The organism is Paenibacillus sp. J31P190 (assembly GCF_059692075.1).
The window spans coordinates 55432-74956 of sequence record NZ_JCAUAS010000026.1 but is presented as its reverse complement, the minus strand read 5'-3'; the positions used below and the strand labels follow the sequence as shown (position 1 = coordinate 74956).

General features: G+C 46.1%; 12 protein-coding genes and 1 pseudogene. 12 read left to right on the top strand and 1 reads right to left on the bottom strand.

Annotation, left to right across the window (positions count from 1 at the left end):
• The first annotated feature begins 614 nt into the window (after nucleotides 1–614).
• The 3 genes and pseudogenes from AC58U0_RS31010 (at nucleotide 615) to AC58U0_RS31000 (ending at nucleotide 2161) form a co-directional block, all read left to right on the top strand.
• Entirely contained in the window at nucleotides 615–1391 is a 777-nt protein-coding gene (locus AC58U0_RS31010; protein WP_497382660.1) for a pirin family protein, read from the top strand.
• Nucleotides 1392–1560: 169 nt separating this feature from the next.
• A pseudogene (locus tag AC58U0_RS31005) lies at nucleotides 1561–1710 on the top strand (TetR family transcriptional regulator C-terminal domain-containing protein); the annotation flags it as partial.
• Nucleotides 1711–1756: 46 nt separating this feature from the next.
• A complete protein-coding gene (locus tag AC58U0_RS31000) occupies nucleotides 1757–2161 on the top strand; it encodes a MepB family protein (protein WP_497382659.1) in 405 nt (134 codons plus the stop codon).
• Nucleotides 2162–2317: 156 nt separating this feature from the next.
• Here the strand turns inward: AC58U0_RS31000 and AC58U0_RS30995 are convergent, their stop codons facing one another.
• The gene (locus AC58U0_RS30995) at nucleotides 2318–3427 is read right to left on the bottom strand and encodes a DUF5667 domain-containing protein (protein ID WP_497382658.1); all 1110 of its coding nucleotides are present in this window, start codon (nucleotides 3425–3427) and stop codon (nucleotides 2318–2320) included.
• Between the two features lie 325 nt (nucleotides 3428–3752).
• Between AC58U0_RS30995 and AC58U0_RS30990 the strand changes: the two genes are divergently transcribed.
• From AC58U0_RS30990 to AC58U0_RS30950, 9 genes are all read left to right on the top strand, one after another.
• On the top strand, nucleotides 3753–5105 hold the full coding sequence (locus AC58U0_RS30990) for an ABC transporter substrate-binding protein (protein WP_497382657.1): 1353 nt from the start codon (nucleotides 3753–3755) through the stop codon (nucleotides 5103–5105).
• A gap of 146 nt (nucleotides 5106–5251) precedes the next feature.
• Nucleotides 5252–7006 carry a sensor histidine kinase gene (locus tag AC58U0_RS30985; RefSeq protein ID WP_497382656.1) on the top strand — a complete coding sequence of 585 codons (1755 nt, stop codon included), beginning with the start codon at nucleotides 5252–5254 and terminating at the stop codon, nucleotides 7004–7006.
• Nucleotides 7007–7014: 8 nt separating this feature from the next.
• The gene (locus AC58U0_RS30980) at nucleotides 7015–8634 is read left to right on the top strand and encodes a response regulator transcription factor (RefSeq protein ID WP_497382655.1); all 1620 of its coding nucleotides are present in this window, start codon (nucleotides 7015–7017) and stop codon (nucleotides 8632–8634) included.
• 684 nt (nucleotides 8635–9318) lie between these two features.
• On the top strand, nucleotides 9319–11166 hold the full coding sequence (locus AC58U0_RS30975) for a GH32 C-terminal domain-containing protein (protein ID WP_497382654.1): 1848 nt from the start codon (nucleotides 9319–9321) through the stop codon (nucleotides 11164–11166).
• A gap of 25 nt (nucleotides 11167–11191) precedes the next feature.
• Nucleotides 11192–12109 carry a carbohydrate ABC transporter permease gene (locus AC58U0_RS30970; RefSeq protein ID WP_497382653.1) on the top strand — a complete coding sequence of 306 codons (918 nt, stop codon included), beginning with the start codon at nucleotides 11192–11194 and terminating at the stop codon, nucleotides 12107–12109.
• 90 nt (nucleotides 12110–12199) lie between these two features.
• Nucleotides 12200–13036 carry a carbohydrate ABC transporter permease gene (locus AC58U0_RS30965; protein WP_047687484.1) on the top strand — a complete coding sequence of 279 codons (837 nt, stop codon included), beginning with the start codon at nucleotides 12200–12202 and terminating at the stop codon, nucleotides 13034–13036.
• Nucleotides 13037–13075: 39 nt separating this feature from the next.
• Complete coding sequence (locus AC58U0_RS30960) at nucleotides 13076–14044, top strand: PfkB family carbohydrate kinase (RefSeq protein WP_497382652.1); 969 nt, start codon at nucleotides 13076–13078, stop codon at nucleotides 14042–14044.
• A 29-nt stretch (nucleotides 14045–14073) separates the two neighbouring features.
• A complete protein-coding gene (locus AC58U0_RS30955) occupies nucleotides 14074–15582 on the top strand; it encodes a glycoside hydrolase family 32 protein (protein ID WP_497382651.1) in 1509 nt (502 codons plus the stop codon).
• Between the two features lie 94 nt (nucleotides 15583–15676).
• Nucleotides 15677–19489 (top strand): GH32 C-terminal domain-containing protein, encoded by a 3813-nt coding sequence (locus AC58U0_RS30950; RefSeq protein ID WP_497382650.1) that lies wholly within the window; start codon nucleotides 15677–15679, stop codon nucleotides 19487–19489.
• The last annotated feature ends 36 nt before the right edge of the window (nucleotides 19490–19525 follow it).

Here is a 19525-nt window from a genome sequence, read left to right as displayed (position 1 = left end):
TCGATTCCATTCTTTTTTTGACGAATGGTCAATTTAATTTATTTGAGCTCACCTTTGCTTGAAACTTCGGTGATAGATGTAGAAGATACCTCTTCAAAACTTTCTTCAATGGTATCCTTTTTTGAAAAACAGAGGAATCCTGCGATCTGCATTTGAATGCTCAGAAGTTCACTTTCAATCGTATCCAGATAGGAGTTGATTTTTTGGTAAAACATAAATGTATAGAAGACATCTGCATCATTTTTCAGAACGTTTCTGTCATACTCAGGATAACTATGAATGAACTCACGAATCCACTTCGCAATAATCTGATTTTTATATTTTTTAGTATCATCAGGTGCTTCCCATCATTCATCTCATTTGCTCCCTATAGAGGATGATATTCTATAATAGGGGTACGACGAAAAAAGAGCAGTTCCTGTTCTTTTTTCACAAACATGTTGACATGAATTGGATTAAGGTGTACATTTATCTTAAATTAAAGATACTTAAATCAAAGATATATATGAAGTTTGATTTTAATTCCCATTCAACTAGATGATGCTCATGGAGTGCTGGAGGGATAGGCTGGCCGAATGAGATAGAATAATCAAAATTTAGGAGGTTGTTCAAATATGCAAGCACGAGTGTACACACCTGCCATGCAGGGAATTGGTGAATTTGACGGTGGGAAAATCAAAGAACAAAAGCCGATCGGCTTTCCAGGTGAAGGATCGGTTATTAAGCGAGTGGGTCCTTTATTTTATTGGGCATGGGCCACTTCAAGTACTGAAGCCATGATCGGTCTGCATCCACATGAAGGATTTGAGATTATGACTTATGTGGTAAAAGGCAGTGCCTTTCACGGGGATACCTTGGGTAATGACAGCACAGTGGGAGCAGGCGGGGCGCAGGTCATGCAAACAGGTTCTGGCGTTAGTCATCAAGAAAAGCTAAGTGCTGATGCGGAGCTTTTTCAAATTTGGTTTGAACCTGAATTGACGGAAGCGGTTCGGAGAAAGCCAACCTATCGCCAGTATGAGCACGAAGAATTTCCACAAGTAAGCCATGCATCAGGGTATAAAGTGAAAACGGTAATTGGTACAGATGCTCCCGTACAGTTGGTTGCTGATATTGAAATGTGGGATGTTGAAGTAAATAGCGGCGCACATTATCAACATAAGATTCATGCTGGTTATACATTAACAGCTTTAGCCATACGCGGGCAGGGAACATGGGGCGAGTCAGGTGCGTCGAAGCAACCTGTACAGTTTCATCATAAAGATTTCGTCCTTGCAGCTGCTGAGTCAGAGACAGAGGTAACAATTACGAACTTGGATGAAGAGATCATGCGGTTGATTCTCATCAAGGTTCCAACAACGGTGCCTTATCCACTTTATCGTAAAAGATAATTGTGGCTTTCGTTTTACGTCAAATGTTTGTAATCAAAGATTATTGAATTAAAACTAATAGGAGATGATTTAACCGCCCGTTGATGAGCTCTAAATTCAAGGCAAAAGCCTCTGTCCTATTACTTAGGCAGAGGCTTTCATATGTTGAAGTCGAAAGCTTGAATTCAAAGCTGATCTTGATATCGATGCTTTAGCTACCTTCACTCTTTCGGTTATGGAAGGCGGAGTGATGATGAGCAAGCTGGAAGGTGACAATCGGCATATCCGGATGAATATCGAGAGCTTTTCCGCTTATTTAAAAGCGGTATGCTTACGCTGAAGGGTCATGAAATAAGCCTAATAATGGGCATAGGAGATTAGAACAGATGGATAAGAAAAATAATAATTTATTAGAAGCATGCCCTAATGATCAAAATTCCTGGTGTTCCTCAGACATCATTCATAGTGACCTGCTTGCTACCAAAAATCTCGTCTATAACGTGTGCGGGTTTGATTGCTCTCAACCGCTTTTAGAAGCTCAAAATGCTGAGTATGGGGCTAATATATTTCATTTAAATTCTCTCGCCATTAGATTTCGTGTCGCTAAAATCACGCCTACAAAGGTGGGGCAGTTTGTGACACTATGGCATAGAATTGGAGATGGAACGATCCAACCGTATGACCTATCAGATCAAGTCGATTTCTTCGTAATTAGTACCCGCAATGGGAATAACTTTGGCCAATTTGCCAGGCTCAAAAAACACAGAAATGGCAGTTGGACTATTTCCTAGAGATACCTATAAATGATCGAATAAATTATGATCGTGCTCGAATGCTATACGGCCTCGAATCATTCATGTAAGCCAACAGTGGAATAATAAAAGAGACCCACAACATAGGTTGCGAGTCTTAAGTATTTATATATCGAAAGGGAGAGAGTAGCGGGTTTATTCTTGTTTGCTACCTTTATTTTTATCGTGTCCGTTGCCGTTCCCTTTTTCGCCACCTTTGTGTGGGCTATCGTTCTTTTTCTCTTTTGCTCTATCAGATTTATTCATATGCTGGTTGTCTTCGTCCTTCTTCGTTTGATCTGATTTTGTTACTGAGCTTTCCTGTTTCTCTTGGTCCGAGACAGACTCGTTTGAAGCTGGTGTTGAAGCAGGTGTGGGAACTTGAGATGGAACCGGTGAAGCAACTGGGGGCTGCTCTTCCTTAGCTGTTACATTCTCATTCATCTGCGCCAGCTTCTCTTTTTTCTCGATTTTGGACAGTTTTTTATCCAGATGAGCAAACGCCTTTTCTATATTTTTCATTAAAGCCAGTTGGGCGTTCGGATTTCCCACCTTTTCCAATGCGGAGGACAAGGCTACAATATTATGTTGTAAATCTGCCTTTACCTTCAATACCTGCTCCGGATTTTTCACTTCTTTTACAGGATTGATCACATCTTCGGCTTCCGTTTGCTCGGGATCTCCTGTTTGCTCACTGCCCTGCTTCGCTGCGGCTGTTGTTGCAGTTTCTTTTTGTGTTGAATCCTCATCTTTAGTAGCCGCTTGTGCAATAGTCTCTACTTGTGTAGTCTTAACAGTTGTTGATATTCCAGAAGCTTGATCTGTTTTTTGAACAGCACTTTGCTGAGTTTCCAGTGACTTCTGGAGAGATAGATTTGCCTCTTTCGTTTTTCCTTGAGCCAATAAGACGTTCGCTTCCACAAGTCGCTCTTGGGCAAATGCGGTAAGCAGTCGCGCCTCTTTCACGTCATTGACAGTTAGGGCCAATCGAATGTTTTCGTACATTGTTTTTACAAAGTAGAAGAAGTCTCCTGGCAAAAGATCTGGAGTCTCTGTTTTGGATTCATTCGAAGTCGTACCTGCTTGTGAGGAGGAAGCACTATTCTGGGTGACGCTCACAGATACGGGATTGGACGACGGTGTTGTTGTTGTAATCTCCGAAGCTAAAACGCTACCGGCACCCACGCTAAAAACGAGTATGCTGATCATGAAGCTTTTGGCAAGAAGGTAGGAGCGTTTGGGTTCTTTTGTTAACTTTACTATCATGGTTATGACCACCTTTGAAATATTCTAGCTGCAGCTGATACTAAGTTATACGAGACCTAAACGTATTTTCTGGGGGCAGGTAGGATTACGAACGTGGGAACAACGTTTTTCCCAGAAGCTCAATGAACACTTTTTGTTGGTGTACAATATAGCTTTGACGTAGATAATATGTTGCGATGAAGCTTGTTACACGCTTGTACAATAACCAGGATCATGATAATTTTATAAGTTCTAAGCAGAGAATATTGAATTTAATATCCCGGCCCCTTTGATATGATGATGACAAGAACAACAACAACAGATAAATGAAAGGGGCATTCACATTTTGAAAAAGCTAAGCCAAACAGTAGTAAGCGCTCTCGTAGTCGGTGGTTTATTGGCGGGATGTTCAACGCAAAGTGATGGTGGAAATACGTCGTCAGCCGTACCCAAACAAACGGATAATGCTGTTAAAAAAGAAGAGAAAGTAAAGCTTACGTTCTGGAGAAACTCGGGGAACGATACGGAGAACGCAGCCTATGACAAGCTTGTTGCTTCCTTCATGCAAAAGTATCCGAACATCTCTGTCGAAATGACACCGATTCCATATTCGGATTATGACACGAAACTACGAGTATCCATCGCTTCGGGTAGCCCGCCGGATGTTATGGCGTTAGATGCTCCTACGGTAGGATCGTACGCAAATGCCGGTGCTCTGAAGCCTTTAACCACATACTTCAAGACGGACGGGAATATCGATGATGTTCCTAAATCAACACTTGCGACCTACACGTATCAAAATGAAATCTACATGGCGCCATTAACGGAATCTTCGATTGCCATGTTTTATAACAAAAAGATGTTTCAAGCGAAGGGTATTCCACTTCCTTCCAAAAATCCGGATGAGCCGTGGACATGGGATCAGGTGCTCGATGCTGCGAAGAAAATCAATGATCCAGCGAGTGGCATCTTTGGTATAGATCCTGCGCAAGGCTTCGGGAACGCGGGTGGTACGGCTTACTTCAAGTATCCGATTATCTGGCAGCTTGGCGGGGAAATTATGAGTCCTGACGGTAAAACATCGAAAGGTTACTTGGATTCACCGCAAACGAAGAAAGCCGTTCAATTCTTCTCGGATCTGTATAACAAAGATAAAGTATCTGCTCTGGAGTATCCGCCGGATCCATTCCCGAACGGTAAATTGGGCATTACAATTGATGGCTCCTGGTCTCTGGCTAATCTGAAAGAGAAATTCCCGAATTTCAAGCTGGGCGAAGACTATGACATTGCTCCTCTGCCTAAGGGGACTGCACAAGCGGTAGCAAACGGCAGCTGGGCGCTGGGCATATCATCAAAAAGCAAGCATCCGGATGAAGCTTGGAAGTTCGTCAACTGGGTAACTGGAGAGGAAGGGCAAAAATCGTATGCCGGAATGACCAAAGATATTCCATCCCGTTACTCTTCAGCGAAGACTTTCCCGGAATTGAATGAATATCCGAAGAACATCTTCGTCATCCAAAATCAAAAGTACGGCAGACCGCGTCCGATTACGCCGATCTTCCCGCAAATGTCTGATGCTGTGAATAAAATGTTTGAAGATGTCACCATCGGCAAACGGAATATTGATGCATCCATTGCAGAAGCCATCACGACGATCGATAAGGCTTATGCGGATGTGCAGGCGCAGCAGAAAAAGTAGGGTTGTGAAGATCAAAGAGACGAATCATTTCGATGATCGTCTCTTTGTCGTTGTTTCCTATGAAGGTTGACGTGTATGATAAATAGAGTGTGATGACGGGATAAGAAACGGGGGATTTCATGTTTTTTTCATTGAGGAGCCGTCTGATGGCTGTTTTCTCTATTCTGCTAATCCTCCCTTTTGCCGCACTCGCTTATATTCTTAGTGAGGAAGCGACGAAAACGATTAAAGCATCGATTGAATCTTCCACCGCTCAAACCATCGAACAATTTGCATCGCATGTTGTGACTTTGCTTACTCAGGTTGAAGATACGGGCAATCAGGTTGTGAGCAGCCGAACGACGCAGGAATGGCTTACCGTTCACTTGAATCCGGATAATACGATTCAGGAGCGAGTTCTTACGAAGCAGAGAATGCGGGAGTATTTTTCTTCATATGCAGTTAACAATTCTAACGGCATATCGATTAGCGCTTTTGCCGAGGATGCCGGGGGATTGTGGACGCAGGATAGAACCTATAAAAATAGCGAGTGGTTTAAGGCATTTATGACAGAGGGCAAGCGCTGGACGACAGCGCATAAAGATATCGATCAATCGGACGAATTCATGAGAGCAAGATCGATTAACAGTTTTCTTTTTCCACTGGTGCAGCTGCAATCGTTAAAGAATGTCGGGTTCATTAAAGTCAATTACCCCACAACTTTGCTTCGAAATGCGATTGAGAAGATTCGGGTCGGGAAGACTGGGAAAGTGATTTTGCTCACGAGTGAAGGCAATAGTGTGTTGGATCAAAATATTTCAGAGCATCGGGACATTCTAAGGAGCGGTCTTGAGCAAATCGATAAACGATTCGAGGAGGAGACTAGCGGGATTTTTCCAATAGAGAATAAAGGGAGTACGAATTTGCTCTTTTTCCGCAAATTGCCTGCTCAAAATTGGACCATTGTAGGCACCGTTCCTGAAGGAGAATTGTATGAGAAGATCACTCATATCAGGCAAACGATGCTTTTGGTTACCGCCCTTTTGCTGATTCTCGCCATGCTGGCGGCTTTCTGGTTGTCCGCAGGTATTACCAAACCGCTAAGTGTGATGGGCAAAGCGATGAAGCATGTGCAGCGCGGCGAATTTAATCAGGCTCTGCGTGTGATGCCGAAAGTCAGGGAAGGACATAGTGAAGTAGGCTATGTGACGGGCGTTTTCGAGCAAATGACGCACAGGCTTAGATTTTTGATCGAAACTGAATTCGAAACAAATTTACGTAGAAAGAATGCCGAATATAAGGCGCTGCTGCTGCAAATTAATCCGCATTTCTATAATAATACGCTTGAAATTATTAGCGGTCTCGCTGCCATGAAGCGGGAAGACTTAGTGATGGACGCCACAGAGGCATTAGGCAAAATGATGAGGTATTCGCTGAACCTGAACAGCGATCTGGTCCGAGTAGCCGAGGAAATGAGCTATATTCGTGATTATCTGTTCATTCTCCATTTGAGACATGAAGAGCGATTACAAGTCGTAATCGAGGATGATCCCGTGGCAGATGATGTCATGATTGCCAAGTTCATTATTCAGCCCCTGGTGGAGAATGCAGTGAAGTATAGTCTGGAGAAGGCTGGCGTCGCACAGGTTACATTGCGGACTCTGGTACAAGACGAAAGATTGCTAATCTGCGTCAAAGATAACGGAATTGGCATGTCCCCCGAGTTGGTACAAGATTTACTGGCAGAGATTAAGATGGGTGATTCCGTTGCCATTCTCAGCAGCGAGGGGCAAAGTATCGGACTTCGCAATGTTTTATCACGATGTCGGTTGAATTATGGGGAGCAATTTCACTTAGGCTTACATTCCAAATTGGGAGAAGGGACGGAAATCATTTTGTACCTTCCTCTGTTAAGGAGCTGACAACATAGATGTACAGAATCATGCTGATTGATGACGAAGTCGGTGTACGAAACAGTATTAAAGCTAAAATCGATTGGAAATCCGCCGGATTCCAAATTGAATTCGAAGCAGCTAATGGTCTGGAGGCTATGCAGATACTTAGTGAGCAGCCGCTGCCCGATGTTGTGATTACGGATGTCCGAATGCCGCAAATGGACGGTATAGCGTTCATCAAAGCTAGTAAGGAGAAGTTCCCCCAACTTCGTATCATCGTGCTTTCGGGCTACTCGGATTTTGAATATATGAAGGCGGCCATCCAGTTGGGTGTGAAAGATTATTTGCTAAAGCCTGTGGTGCGCAGTGAATTAACGGCACTCCTTGCCAAGCTGTCTGGTGAATTGGAAGATGACCGCAATCGAATACGAGAACAAGACCAAGAGGAAATGAAGAATCATCAACAGCTTCAACTGATGCAGGAGCAATTAATTTGGCAGCTGGTGAAGGATGAATGGTTTAGTGTGTCAACCGTGAAAGAACGGATGCAGCAATTACAGCTGTCTTCTTTGACCATAGATGATGTACATGCGCAGTTTGTGACGGTGGAGATGAGAATTCCACAAGGACGTTTGGACGACTGGAGTGAGCGGAAAGATTTACTCTATCTGGCATTCCAGATGCTTTGCCGGGAGTCTGCTGAAAATTGGGAGCAGGTGTATCCCTTTTATCCCATTAGTCATCCAGCCATGATGCATTTTCTGATTCTTATTCAAGATCCTGTGCAGCATAGTCGTTTCATGGATGACTTCGTGCGCAAGCTCAAGCGGAATATCAAAAGCTACTTGAGAGTCGAGAGTGTAGTCGGCATTGGTGAGCCAATTCATGGGTTAAGGCAGTTGAAGGACGGTTATGCATCCAGCATGTTGGCCTGGAGCCAAGGTACGATCCAATCCGACAAGGCTGAGCCCAACCGAAATATGCTGGCCATGACACATACTTTCTCGCCGGAAGTAGAGCGAAAGCTGATGCAAACCATTGAAAGTCTGGATATGCCTGCATTTACTAAGCAGCTGCATACCATTTTCTCCGCTGATCGAGACACGCCGATGTTTGTATTTACCTTTTTGACGCTCAGGATTATTCTGCTGTTTAATGCGATAGCCAAGAAATTCGAACTTGGTGACGCATCGCTGCAAAGCTATTTATGGAACTGTCAAATGACGGTAAGAGACTATTCCTCTAGAGAGCAAGTGTTGGAACAGCTTCATGAAATGGCGCAATTGGTGATGAATGAAGTGAGGAAAACGAGGTTCTCCAGTGGTCAGCAGATGATTGAAGCGATTCGCAATTATGTGGATGAGAACTTCTCCTATGAGCTCACGCTGGCTTCTCTTGCGGACATGTTTCATCTTAACGAGACCTACTTGTCCGGCTTGTTTAAGACGAGCGTGGGCCTTACTTTTAGTGACTATGTCACGAAATTGCGTCTAAGTAAGGCCGCGGTGCTACTGAAAGAAAATGAACTGAAGCTTACGGATATTGCTACGCTGGTTGGCTATTCCAGCTCGAGTTACTTTAGCACCGCTTTTAAGAAGTATTATGGCAAAGGACCAAAGGAGTATCGGGAAGAACTACTAAGTAAGAAAGTGTAGCAGCTAACAGATGCAGATTTGAAATAGGGCTGTTCCAAAAGATCAATTAGACCTTGAGAGCAGTCCTATATGCGTTTGTCGCATAAGGGAAAAGCTAGCTACTTGGAGAAATAAGAGCCTTTGGGAGCTTCTATTTGCGTGGAAAGTGGCAAAAAGAGCGGAATAAGAGTCTTTAGAGGCTCTTATTTTTCGTTGGTATGGTGGGAAGCAAGCTACTGAGAGAGATAGGAGTCTTTGGGAGCTTCTATCTGCTTGGAAAGTGGTTAAAAGAGCGGAATAAGAGCCTTTAAAGGCTCTTATTTGTCGTTGGTATGGTGGGAAGCAAGCTACTGAGAGAAATAAGAGTCTTTGGGAGCTTCTATTTGCGTGGAAAGTGGCAAATGGAGCGGAATAAGAGTCTTTAGAGGCTCTTATTTGTCGCTGACATGATGAAAAGCTGGCTTCTTGGAGAAATAAGAGCCTTTGGGAGCTTCTATTTGCGCGGAAAGTGGCAAATGGAGCGGAATAAGAGCCTTTAGAGGCTCTTATTTGTCGTTGGTAGGATGAAAAGCTAGCTACCTGAAAGTATTTAACTACTGCAAATAAAATTGAAAGGCAACTCCCGATGATTTTGAAATCTTTCTTCGTTCGGACTCGGTACAATAGCCATACAGAAAATGATGGCGACATGCACAAGGAGGAAGTATGCGGAAGAAATTAGGGTTATGGGCAGTTGGTGCTGCCGCGGTCGTACTTCTAGGATTGGGGGTGGCTGTTCTGGTTAAAGAGTATGGTAGGTCGTCGGATGCTGCAGAAAGCTCAGCTTTTACGTATGCGAGTGATCCGAATTATTATACAGAAAAGTTCCGTCCGCAGTATCACTTATCACCGGAATCCGGGAATATGAGTGATCCGAATGGGATGGTTTATTTCGAAGGTGAGTATCACCAGTTTTATCAAAACAGTGGCCAATGGGGACATGCGGTAAGTAAAGATCTGATCCACTGGGAGCATCTCCCGGTAGCTCTGGCTCGGGATGCCTTGGGAGAAATTTGGTCTGGTAGCGCGGTGGTAGATAGCAAGGATACAAGCGGATTTTTTGGCGGCAAGGCGGGATTGGTCGCGATTTTTACCCATTTCAAAGGCGGCGTTCAGTCGCAAAGCATTGCCTACAGCTCGGATAAAGGCCGGACTTGGACCAAATATGAAGGAAACCCAGTGATTCCGAATCAGGGATTGAAGGATTTTCGAGATCCGAAGGTCATCTGGCACGCGCCTACCCATTCTTGGGTGATGGTAGTGTCTGTGGATAACCGTGTTCGTTTCTATACATCACCCGACCTCAAATCGTGGAAAATGACCAGCGAATTCGGAAGCGATCAAGGCTCGCACGCGGCCGTATGGGAATGCCCGGACTTGTTCGAACTGCCGGTAGAGGGCTCCAAAGCAAAGAAGTGGGTACTGGCGGTAAGTATCGGCAGTAACAACACAACGAAGGGTTCCACTGCGCAATACTTCGTCGGTACGTTCGACGGGCTAACGTTCAAGAATGATAATAAGCCATCGGATGTGCTTTGGACGGATTACGGTAAAGATTTCTATGCGGCTGTGTCCTACTCAGATATCCCGGCCAAAGATGGACGCCGCATCTGGCTGGGCTGGATGTCGAATTGGCGTTATCCATTCGCGATGCCAACGGGCAGCTGGAAGGGGAACATGTCCATCCCCCGCGAGCTTAGGCTGAGGAATATCCCTGATCTAGGTTTGCGGCTGATTCAGGAGCCGATTAAGGAACTTCAGACTTTGCGCGGTAAGGAAGTAATTGTGTCCAAGCAGGCGTTATCTGCAGGACATAATCCGTTCGACGTCATCAAAGGAACATCCTATGAGTTGGTTACCGAACTATCTGTTCAGCCGAATGCGAAATTGGCGTTCAAGCTAAGAAAAGGAAGCGACCAAGAAACAGGCGTTAGCTATGATGCCAAGACGGAGCAGTTGACGGTAGATCGAACACACTCTGGCATCACCTCGTTCGAGAAGGGCTTCGCTGAGAAAGTTTCGGCGCCGCTGAAGCTGAAGGACGGCAAGCTTAAGCTCCGATTTTTCGTAGATGAATCTAGTCTTGAGGTGTTTGGGAACGATGGCGAGGTTGTCATCTCCAGCCTGATATTCCCGGATCCGACGAGTAACCGACTGGAGCTAACTGCTTTGGAAGGCAGCGTCACGCTGGAGAGTACGCAGTATTATCCGATGCAAACGGTATGGCGCAATGAAGATGTGGATGCTGCCAAGCCGCAGCGGATTGTGCTAAGTAAGAGTACACTCGATATGCCAGTGAATGGCAGTCAGCTGGTCGAAGCTTCGGTCATTCCTTTAAGCGCTCCGCAGCTGTTGAAATGGCAGTCTAGCAGCGATGCGATAGCTACAGTTTCAGCTGTTGACGGAGGAGTTATGGTGAAGGGCGTTCAGGCCGGACAGGCGGAGATCAAAGCGATTAGCCCAGATGGCGGTGTGGTTTCGAGCTTCAAGGTTTTTGTTTACGATACAAATTGATAGAAGTGGAATGGAGAGATGTACCATGGATACTGCGATACAAACAGTGGTAGAAACCACAAAAAAATCGCAAAGCTTCCGAAGACATGAGCAAGCTACTGCATTCTGGTTTATTTTACCGGCGATAGCCTTATTGCTTGTCTTCGTGTTCTACCCAATGCTGCAAGCCTTCATCATCAGCTTTAAAAACTATTCGTTAGTAGGCGCAGGCGATGTATTTGTCGGAATGGATAATTATGCTCATCTGATGAAGGACCGCGCCTTCTTTAACAGTCTGAAGCATTCGTTTTATTTTGCAATTATCGTGATTCCGATTCAAACGAGCATCGCTCTGGGGTTAGCATTATTGATCCAGAAGAAAACAGCGGCGGCAGGACTGTTCCGGACGCTTTATTTTATCCCGGTTATTATTTCGACAGCGGTGGCTGCAACGGTATTTAAGCTGATTTACAACAAAGAGTTTGGGCTCTTGAACAGTATTCTCAAGGCTCTGCACCTGCCGGTTACGAGCTTTCTCTCTGATCCGGACACGGCGATGAATGGCATTATTGTGCTCGGGATCTGGAAAGGCGCCGGATTTTTTATGATTATCTTCCTGGCAGGTCTGAACAATATTTCCCCCGATCTTTACGAAGCTGCCAGAGTGGATGGCGCATCGAGATTTCAGCAATTTTTCAAGATTACGCTTCCGTTGTTGAATCGGACCATGGCCTTCGTTGTCATTATGACCACAATAGATGCGATCAAACTTTCTGGGCTCGTATTCGTGTTGACGAATGGAGGACCTAACAGCTCGACGGAGACGGTTGTTTTCTATATTTATAAGCAGGCTTTTACGCAAATGAGAATGGGGTATGCGACAGCGGCGGCTTTTGTGCTCTTTGCGATTGTGTTGACCATTTCACTTATCCAAATGAAGCTTTTTAACAAAGATACTGATTAAAGAGGAGAGACTTTGAGCACCGCTCAAAGATCCCAAAGAGGAGAGACTTTGAGCACCGCTCAAAGATCCCTATATTAGGAGGGAATCGCTGTGAAGAGGGTAACCAACATCGTAAGAATGATCATCATGATTGTGATCGCTCTGATTTCTGTCGCTCCGATCCTATGGATGGTCGCCGGCTCATTTCGTCCGTACCAGGAGCTTTTTAAATATACGTCTCTGAATATTCATCTGCTGATCCCTGTGGAATGGACGGGACGTAATTTTCATAATGTCATTTTCAATGCACGCAATCCGTTTCTTCGTTATATCTGGAATACTCTATTCGTGGCTTCGATCGTAACTGCGCTAGTGCTAATCATTAATTCGATGGCGGCTTTTGCGTTTGCTAAACTCAGGTTTCGCTTTAAAACAGTCGTTTTCGCTCTGTTTATGTCCGCGATGATTATACCGGGTGAAGTTACGCTCGTGCCAAACTATTTGCTCATGCATGATCTGGGCTGGCTTAATTCTTATAAAGCGCTGATCGTACCTTCGATGTTATCCGTGTTTGGCATTTTTATGCTGCGGCAATTTTTCGCAGAGGTTCCGAATGAAATGATGGAAGCGGCACGCATAGATGGAGCTAGTCTACCGCGCACTTTCGTATCCATCGTGCTTCCGGCAGCAGTTCCTGCATTAATTACACTCGGCCTTATGACATTCCTGGGCAATTGGGATTCCTACCTCTGGCCGCTCATTGTCATCAATGATCAGAAGATGCAAATGATCCAAGTAGGTATTTCCACGTTTTCCTCTAACGAAGGGACGGATTGGTCAAAAGTGTTAGCGGCGAACACGTTATCGACAGTGCCGATTCTGCTGCTGTTTTTATTCTTACAGCGCTACTATATTCAGGGGATCACGATGTCAGGTATTAAGGGTTGATCCAAGGAGCTTGCATAATGAGGAGAAAGGAAACTTAAGATGAATTATGATGCGGTTGCACTAGGGGAGTACTTAATTGATTTTACACCTCAAGGTTTATCAGACGCCGGGCAGCCTATGTTTGAGCGCAATCCGGGAGGAGCTCCTGTGAACGTTGTGGCCGCTATAGCTAAGCTCGGCCTGAAGACCGGGTTCATTGGGAAGGTGGGCAATGATCCCTTTGGTAGGTATTTGCGGCAAGCTTTACTGCAGCAGGGTGTGTCAGATAGCGGGCTTATCACATCTGACGAGGCCCATACGACAATGGCCTTCATTCATTTGGATTCGCAAGGCGAGAGATCCTTTCATTTCTCACGAAAGCCTGGTGCTGACCAGCTGTTGAGAGAGGATGAAGTGAATCTGGCCATGCTGGAGGGAACGCGGATTTTTCACTTTGGATCCATCTCGATGACGGCGGAGCCTTCCTACTCAGCCACAATAAAGTCCGCGCAGAAGGCCAAGGAGAAAGGTGCGCTTATTTCTTATGATCCCAACTGGCGTCCTTCTTTGTGGGAGGACGAACAGCATGCTAGGGAGGCTATTCATGCGGGCTTGAGATTGGCTGACCTCGTGAAAGTATCCGAAGAAGAGATCATTTTCTTGACAGGGCAGCAGGATATAGAAATTGCGTCCAAACAGTTAATGGAGCGGTATTCAATTGGGCTGCTATTAGTAACAGCGGGACCCAAAGGCTCATTTTATCGAATGAACGATTGGTGGGGGAAGGTGGATAGCTATTCTGTTCATACCGTTGATACAACAGGGGCAGGGGATGGCTTTCTCGGAGCCTTTCTACATGAAGTGTTAAAGCTGGGAAAACCTTTGCAGGCTTGGAGCGAAACAGAATTATGTAACGCACTTAGCTTCGCGAATGCAGCGGGTGCTTTAGCAACAACTCGAAAAGGCGCCATTCCTTCCCTTGGTACAATAGAAGAAATTCATACGTTAATCAAAGTAGGAAATGTGTAATAAGAGATTAGGAACGAGGGTGAGATAGGATGAGTCATCAAGTAGATATGGAACGGAACAGAGTTCATAAGGAAAGAGTCGATCTAGCCAATAAGGCGTTGGAGCAAGCTACTGCAGCAGTGGCAGAGGGGAACTACAGGCTTTACTATCATTTGATGCCTCCATCGGGCTGGATGAATGATCCGAATGGCCTGATTTATTTTAATCATGAATATCATGTGTTTTATCAACACAATCCTTATGAGCCAAAGAATGGGCCGATGCACTGGGGGCATGCCAAAAGTAAAGACTTGGTGAACTGGGAGCATCTGCCCGTAGCGTTGGCTCCATCAGAAATTTACGATATGGGAGAAAGCGGTGGATACGGCTGCTGGTCGGGCAGCGCTGTGGACGATAACGGTGTGCTGACGTTGATCTACTCGGGGCATGTTGATGGACGCACTCCCACTGAGGTTCAGTGCATTGCAACAAGCACAGATGGGGTTACTTTCAACAAAGCTGCCTATAACCCAGTTATTGCTGGCGCGCCAGAGGAAGGTGGCTTCGGATTTCGGGATCCGAAGGTTTGGCAGCATAATGATGTATGGTACATGGTTATTGGATACGGGAAAGACGGTTTAGGCAAAGCGCTGCTGTATAAGTCTTCTGATCTGCGGGATTGGAGCTATATCGGAGTCGCAGCTGAAAGCGATGGCACGATGGGGGATATGTGGGAATGCCCTGATTTGTTTCCGCTAGGGAACGGGGATGATCACGTGCTGGTGATTTCCCCTATGAATATGGGAATGACCAAGACGATGTATCTAATCGGCAGGCTTAGCTATGAGACCGGAATATTCGACTACCGTTACTCAGAGCGGCTAGACTATGGCTTCGATTTCTATGCTCCGCAAACGTTCGTGGACGGACAGGGAAGGCGTATTCTCATTGGCTGGATGAATATTTGGGGCGCTCAAATGCCGGAGCAGGAGCATGGCTGGATGGGGGCTTTTACCCTGCCTCGCGAGCTGAAACTTTCTGATGACGACGGAACGCTGCGGATACTGCCTGTGGAGGAAGTGAGAGCCATGCGCGGGACTCATCAGCGTGTCAGCAATCTGTCCATCTGTGCGGATACGGAAGTACCTTTGCCAGAAATTCATGGAGATGCGCTTGAACTTATCGCCGTTTTTAACACGAATCAATCAGCTGGCGATGCTGAGTTCGGTCTGCTTCTTCGCTGTTCAGAGGATGGTTCCGAGTACACGGAAGTGAGCTATTCGGCTGCTGACCGGAAGCTTAGAGTGGATCGTAATCACTCTGGTTCGGGCGAAAAAGGTGTGTGTGAAGTGGATCTGAATCCACTGGAGGATGGCTGCATTAAGCTGCAGATATTCATTGATCGCTCTTCTGTTGAGCTGTTTGCTAATAACGGGCTGAAAACCGTAACGAACCGCATTTACCCGAAACCTGACAGCCTGGGAATCAAGCTGTTCGCGAGGAATGGGGAAGTATCTCTGGAAAGCTTGGACGCATGGAAGTTAACAATGCAAGGGTAAGCAGGTCATGGATAGAAAGATGAGCGCGTGAAGCGCTTTTCTCATTACTAAACAGAAAGCGCTTACATGTACAATGAATAGGAGATGAGTATCTATGAAAATACGGTTTAAATGGATGTTGAAAGCACTTCTAATTCTTTTCGTTGCATGTACGGCGTCATTAGGCGTTACGACAGCTTACGCTTCAAGCTTCAATTCAAATATGCCAGGCTATACACCGATATCCGGAACCTGGTCTATCCAGTCAGGCAGCGGAGTTAAGGGAGTAAGCGCAGCGAATACGAATGCTTTTGCCATGTCGACAACAACAGCAGGGACTAATTTTGTTTACGAAGCCGATGTGACGGTAGACAGCGCCTCTGCATTCGGCGTAGGTTCCCTAGTCTTCCGAGCCAGCGAAGACGGTACCAAAGGGTACGTGGTCAGCATAGACCCGAATCTCGATCGTGTAAGGCTTTTCGACTATGCTACTGGCTCCGATGTGGGGACACTGTACGCAACAACGATTAATACAGGTACTGCTTATCATTTGAAGGTCACGGCTGATGGAGCGCAAATCAAAGTATATCTAGGAAACGTGCTGGCGATTTCTGTCAGTGATACGAAGTATTCCACAGGGAACTTGGGCTACCACGTGTATAACGGAACGGCTTATTTCCAGAATGTTTATCAGTACGAAACAACGACGAATGTAACAGGCTGGAATGTGACATCAGGGACATGGACGCCTACGACACAAGGCTGGAGAGGGACGGCTTCCAGCGGGCAAAATGCATATGCAATCTCATCTACGAGCTCGGATAATTTTACGTATGAGGCGGATGTGCTTATTGAAGACACTTACGCGGTATCCACGCTGCTTTTTCGTACGAATTCCAGCGCAACACAGGGATACGGCCTGCAGATAGACCCGAATCTGGACAGGCTTCGTCTGTTCAATATCAGCGGCGATGTAACGCTCGGTACGCAAACAGTCACCCTGGATACCGGCAAAGTTTATCATATAAAGGTGAAAGCTGAAGGCAATGTGATGAGGGTCTATTTGCAAACCAATTACTTGCAGGCGGATGGCTATGATCCGATTATGACGGTTACGAATTCAGCTTATTCGTCAGGCTTTGTCGGGCTCAATGTCTATAACGGAAGCGCAAAATTCCAAAAAATTCTGATCAGTGACGCGAATACGAATTTAGCTGGATGGACGGCCATCAATGGAAATTGGACTCCGCATCTGGACGGTGTAAAAGCCATTAGCACCGGGGCGGCGGACGCGTTCCGAATCGCAGCGAACACAGCGTCCGATTTCGTGCTTGAAGGCGACTTGAAAGTGGATGCCGGTACACCTTTCGCAACAGCAGGGCTTCTTTTCCGTGCGAATGCAAGCGCTGCCAGCGGTTATGTACTCAACATTGATCCTAACCTGGATCAAATCCGCTTAATTAAAGTGGGCGTCGGAACGACGATCGCCACCTCAACACGTACGATTGATACAGGAAAAACGTACCATGTTGAGATCATCGCAAGCGGATCATCCATCAAAGTATATGTAGATGGCTATGCAACTTTGGCGATTAATGCGACTGACAGCACCTATTCCACAGGTAAAATTGGACTGAATACGTATAATGGAACAGCTTACTTTCAGAATGTGACTTTGACCGATTTAAGCGCATATTCGAATGAAATGTACCGTCCTGGGTATCACTATACGCAGGAAGCAAGCAAGGCAAGCGATCCCAATGGACTTGTCTATTATGCGGGTGAATATCATCTGTTTCATCAGGACGAAGGCCGATGGGGGCATGCGGTCAGCACGGACCTTACGCATTGGAAACGTCTCCCTATCGCGCTTCCCTTCAATGATTTGGGCAATGCCTGGTCAGGTTCGGCGGTCGTGGATACGAACAATGTGACAGGATTGTTTGGCGGCGGCTCTGGACTCGTTGCTTACTACACGAATTATGATCCCGACAAAGTCGGCGGCAATCAGAAAATCAGTCTCGCCTACAGCACCGACAAAGGGAGAACGTGGCTGCAGTATTCAGGCAATCCAATTGTGCAAAATCCCGGCGGCGTGAACGGCGGATGGGACTTCCGTGACCCTAAGGTTGTTTGGGACAGCGACCACAATGAATGGGTCATGGTGGTATCCGGCGGGGATAATATCCGTTTCTACACGTCCACTAACCTGCTCACCTGGACATACACAAGTTCATTTGGTTTTGGCGCTTATCTGCACGGAGGTACATGGGAATGCCCTGATTTCTTTCTGCTTGGGGTAGACGCATCAACAACGAACAAGAAATGGGTGCTTTCGATTAGTACAGGTCCAGCGACGCAAACGAATGGTTCCTCGTCTGAATATTTTGTAGGTTCCTTCGACGGGTCGACTTTTACCAGCGACAATCCGGCCAGCACCGTGCTTAGAAGCGAATATGGCAAAGATATGTATGCGGCTATAACCTTCTCGGACATTCCTTCGAATGCGCGCCGAATTGAAATCGGCTGGATGAGCAACTGGGATCATCCATTTAGTGAGCCAACGTTCCCGTTCCACGGGCAATTGTCGATACCGCGCGAGCTTATACTGGTAACGTATCCGGAGGGTGTGCGGCTTGCCCAGAAACCAGTTACTGAGATGAATAATCTAAGAGGCGCAGCGACTACATTTAACAACGTAACCATCACACCGACGAGCACGAATTTGTTGTCCGGCTTATCCGGCAACGCTTACGAAATCGATGCTGATTTCCTGATTCCTACATCGGGCGCAGCCTCCGAGTTTGGGCTTAGCCTTAGAGAGCTTGGCAATCAAAAAACCGTTGTAGGTTATCAGCCGCCTTCTTCCAAAATGTTCGTGGACCGTGTGAATGCGGGCAGGACTGATTTCACAGCTAATTTTGCTTCGCGAAATGATGTAGTCGTCAGCCCAGTAAGCAACCATGTGAAAATGCACATCTATGTCGATGAATCCTCCGTAGAGGTATTCGGCAATGACGGCAAGGTCGTCTTCTCCGACATTATACTACCGGATTCGGCCCGTGACGGCTTGAATTTCTATGCGACAGGCGGTAATGTGACTGTAGTTTCTATGAGTGTGTATCCGCTAGCTAATACATGGCGCTACGAACCGACTAGCGGAACCATTCCGCAAAAAGTTGTGATGGATAAACCCAAGCTGGAAATCGGCGTTGGTTGGACGCAGCAGTTCTACACGACTGTATTGCCGCGTACCGCAACGAATAAGAATTTGACTTGGAGCAGCAGCAATACGGCAATTGCGACTGTATCTACTGTGGATGCACGCAGTGCCAATATCACCGGGGTTAGTCCAGGACGCGCCGTAATTACAGCAACGACACAGTCCGGCTCGATTGTGGGTACAACAGTCGTACAGGTAGGTCCTGCATTCAGCACGAATTTGACAGGATGGACTTTAACCAACCAAGCGCATTGGATTCCGACGGCTGACGGGATTGCAGGTTATTTTGATCTGGATAGCAACTATATGTCCACGGTAACAGGCGGCAATTTCACTTATGAAGCTGATATGAAGCTGGATGCGTTGGGAGGAGCCGGATCGATCATCTTCCGAGGTGATGCTGCAGGCTCGAACGGCTATTACTTTAATGTCGATCCAAGTCTGAAAACACTGCGTTTACTCTACAAGCTGAACGGCAGCTTTACCAGCTCGCAAATCATTGGCAGCGTGCCAATGCTGTTGCAGTCCAGTAAAACTTATCACGTGAAAATTGTGACCAGCGGGACGAATATCAAAATTTACTTTGACGGTGGCTCCATGCCGTTAATGGATGTCAACGACTCGCATTTCAGCAGTGGTAATTTCGGTCTTAATCTCTTTGGAGGCAGAGCTTATTATCAGAATGTGAACTGGATCGCGAATTAATCAGGAACAGAGTGTATTGAAATCATTTGCATCAAT

Bases quoted from the DNA above. Each gene is read 5' to 3' on its own strand.
- AC58U0_RS31010 (WP_497382660.1), top strand. From the start codon at position 615: ATGCAAGCACGAGTGTACACACCTGCCATGCAGGGAATTGGTGAATTT.
- AC58U0_RS31000 (WP_497382659.1), top strand. From the start codon at position 1,757: ATGGATAAGAAAAATAATAATTTATTAGAAGCATGCCCTAATGATCAA.
- AC58U0_RS30995 (WP_497382658.1), bottom strand. From the start codon at position 3,427: ATGATAGTAAAGTTAACAAAAGAACCCAAACGCTCCTACCTTCTTGCC.
- AC58U0_RS30985 (WP_497382656.1), top strand. From the start codon at position 5,252: ATGGCTGTTTTCTCTATTCTGCTAATCCTCCCTTTTGCCGCACTCGCT.
- AC58U0_RS30980 (WP_497382655.1), top strand. From the start codon at position 7,015: ATGTACAGAATCATGCTGATTGATGACGAAGTCGGTGTACGAAACAGT.
- AC58U0_RS30975 (WP_497382654.1), top strand. From the start codon at position 9,319: ATGCGGAAGAAATTAGGGTTATGGGCAGTTGGTGCTGCCGCGGTCGTA.
- AC58U0_RS30970 (WP_497382653.1), top strand. From the start codon at position 11,192: ATGGATACTGCGATACAAACAGTGGTAGAAACCACAAAAAAATCGCAA.
- AC58U0_RS30960 (WP_497382652.1), top strand. From the start codon at position 13,076: ATGAATTATGATGCGGTTGCACTAGGGGAGTACTTAATTGATTTTACA.
- AC58U0_RS30955 (WP_497382651.1), top strand. From the start codon at position 14,074: ATGAGTCATCAAGTAGATATGGAACGGAACAGAGTTCATAAGGAAAGA.
- AC58U0_RS30950 (WP_497382650.1), top strand. From the start codon at position 15,677: ATGAAAATACGGTTTAAATGGATGTTGAAAGCACTTCTAATTCTTTTC.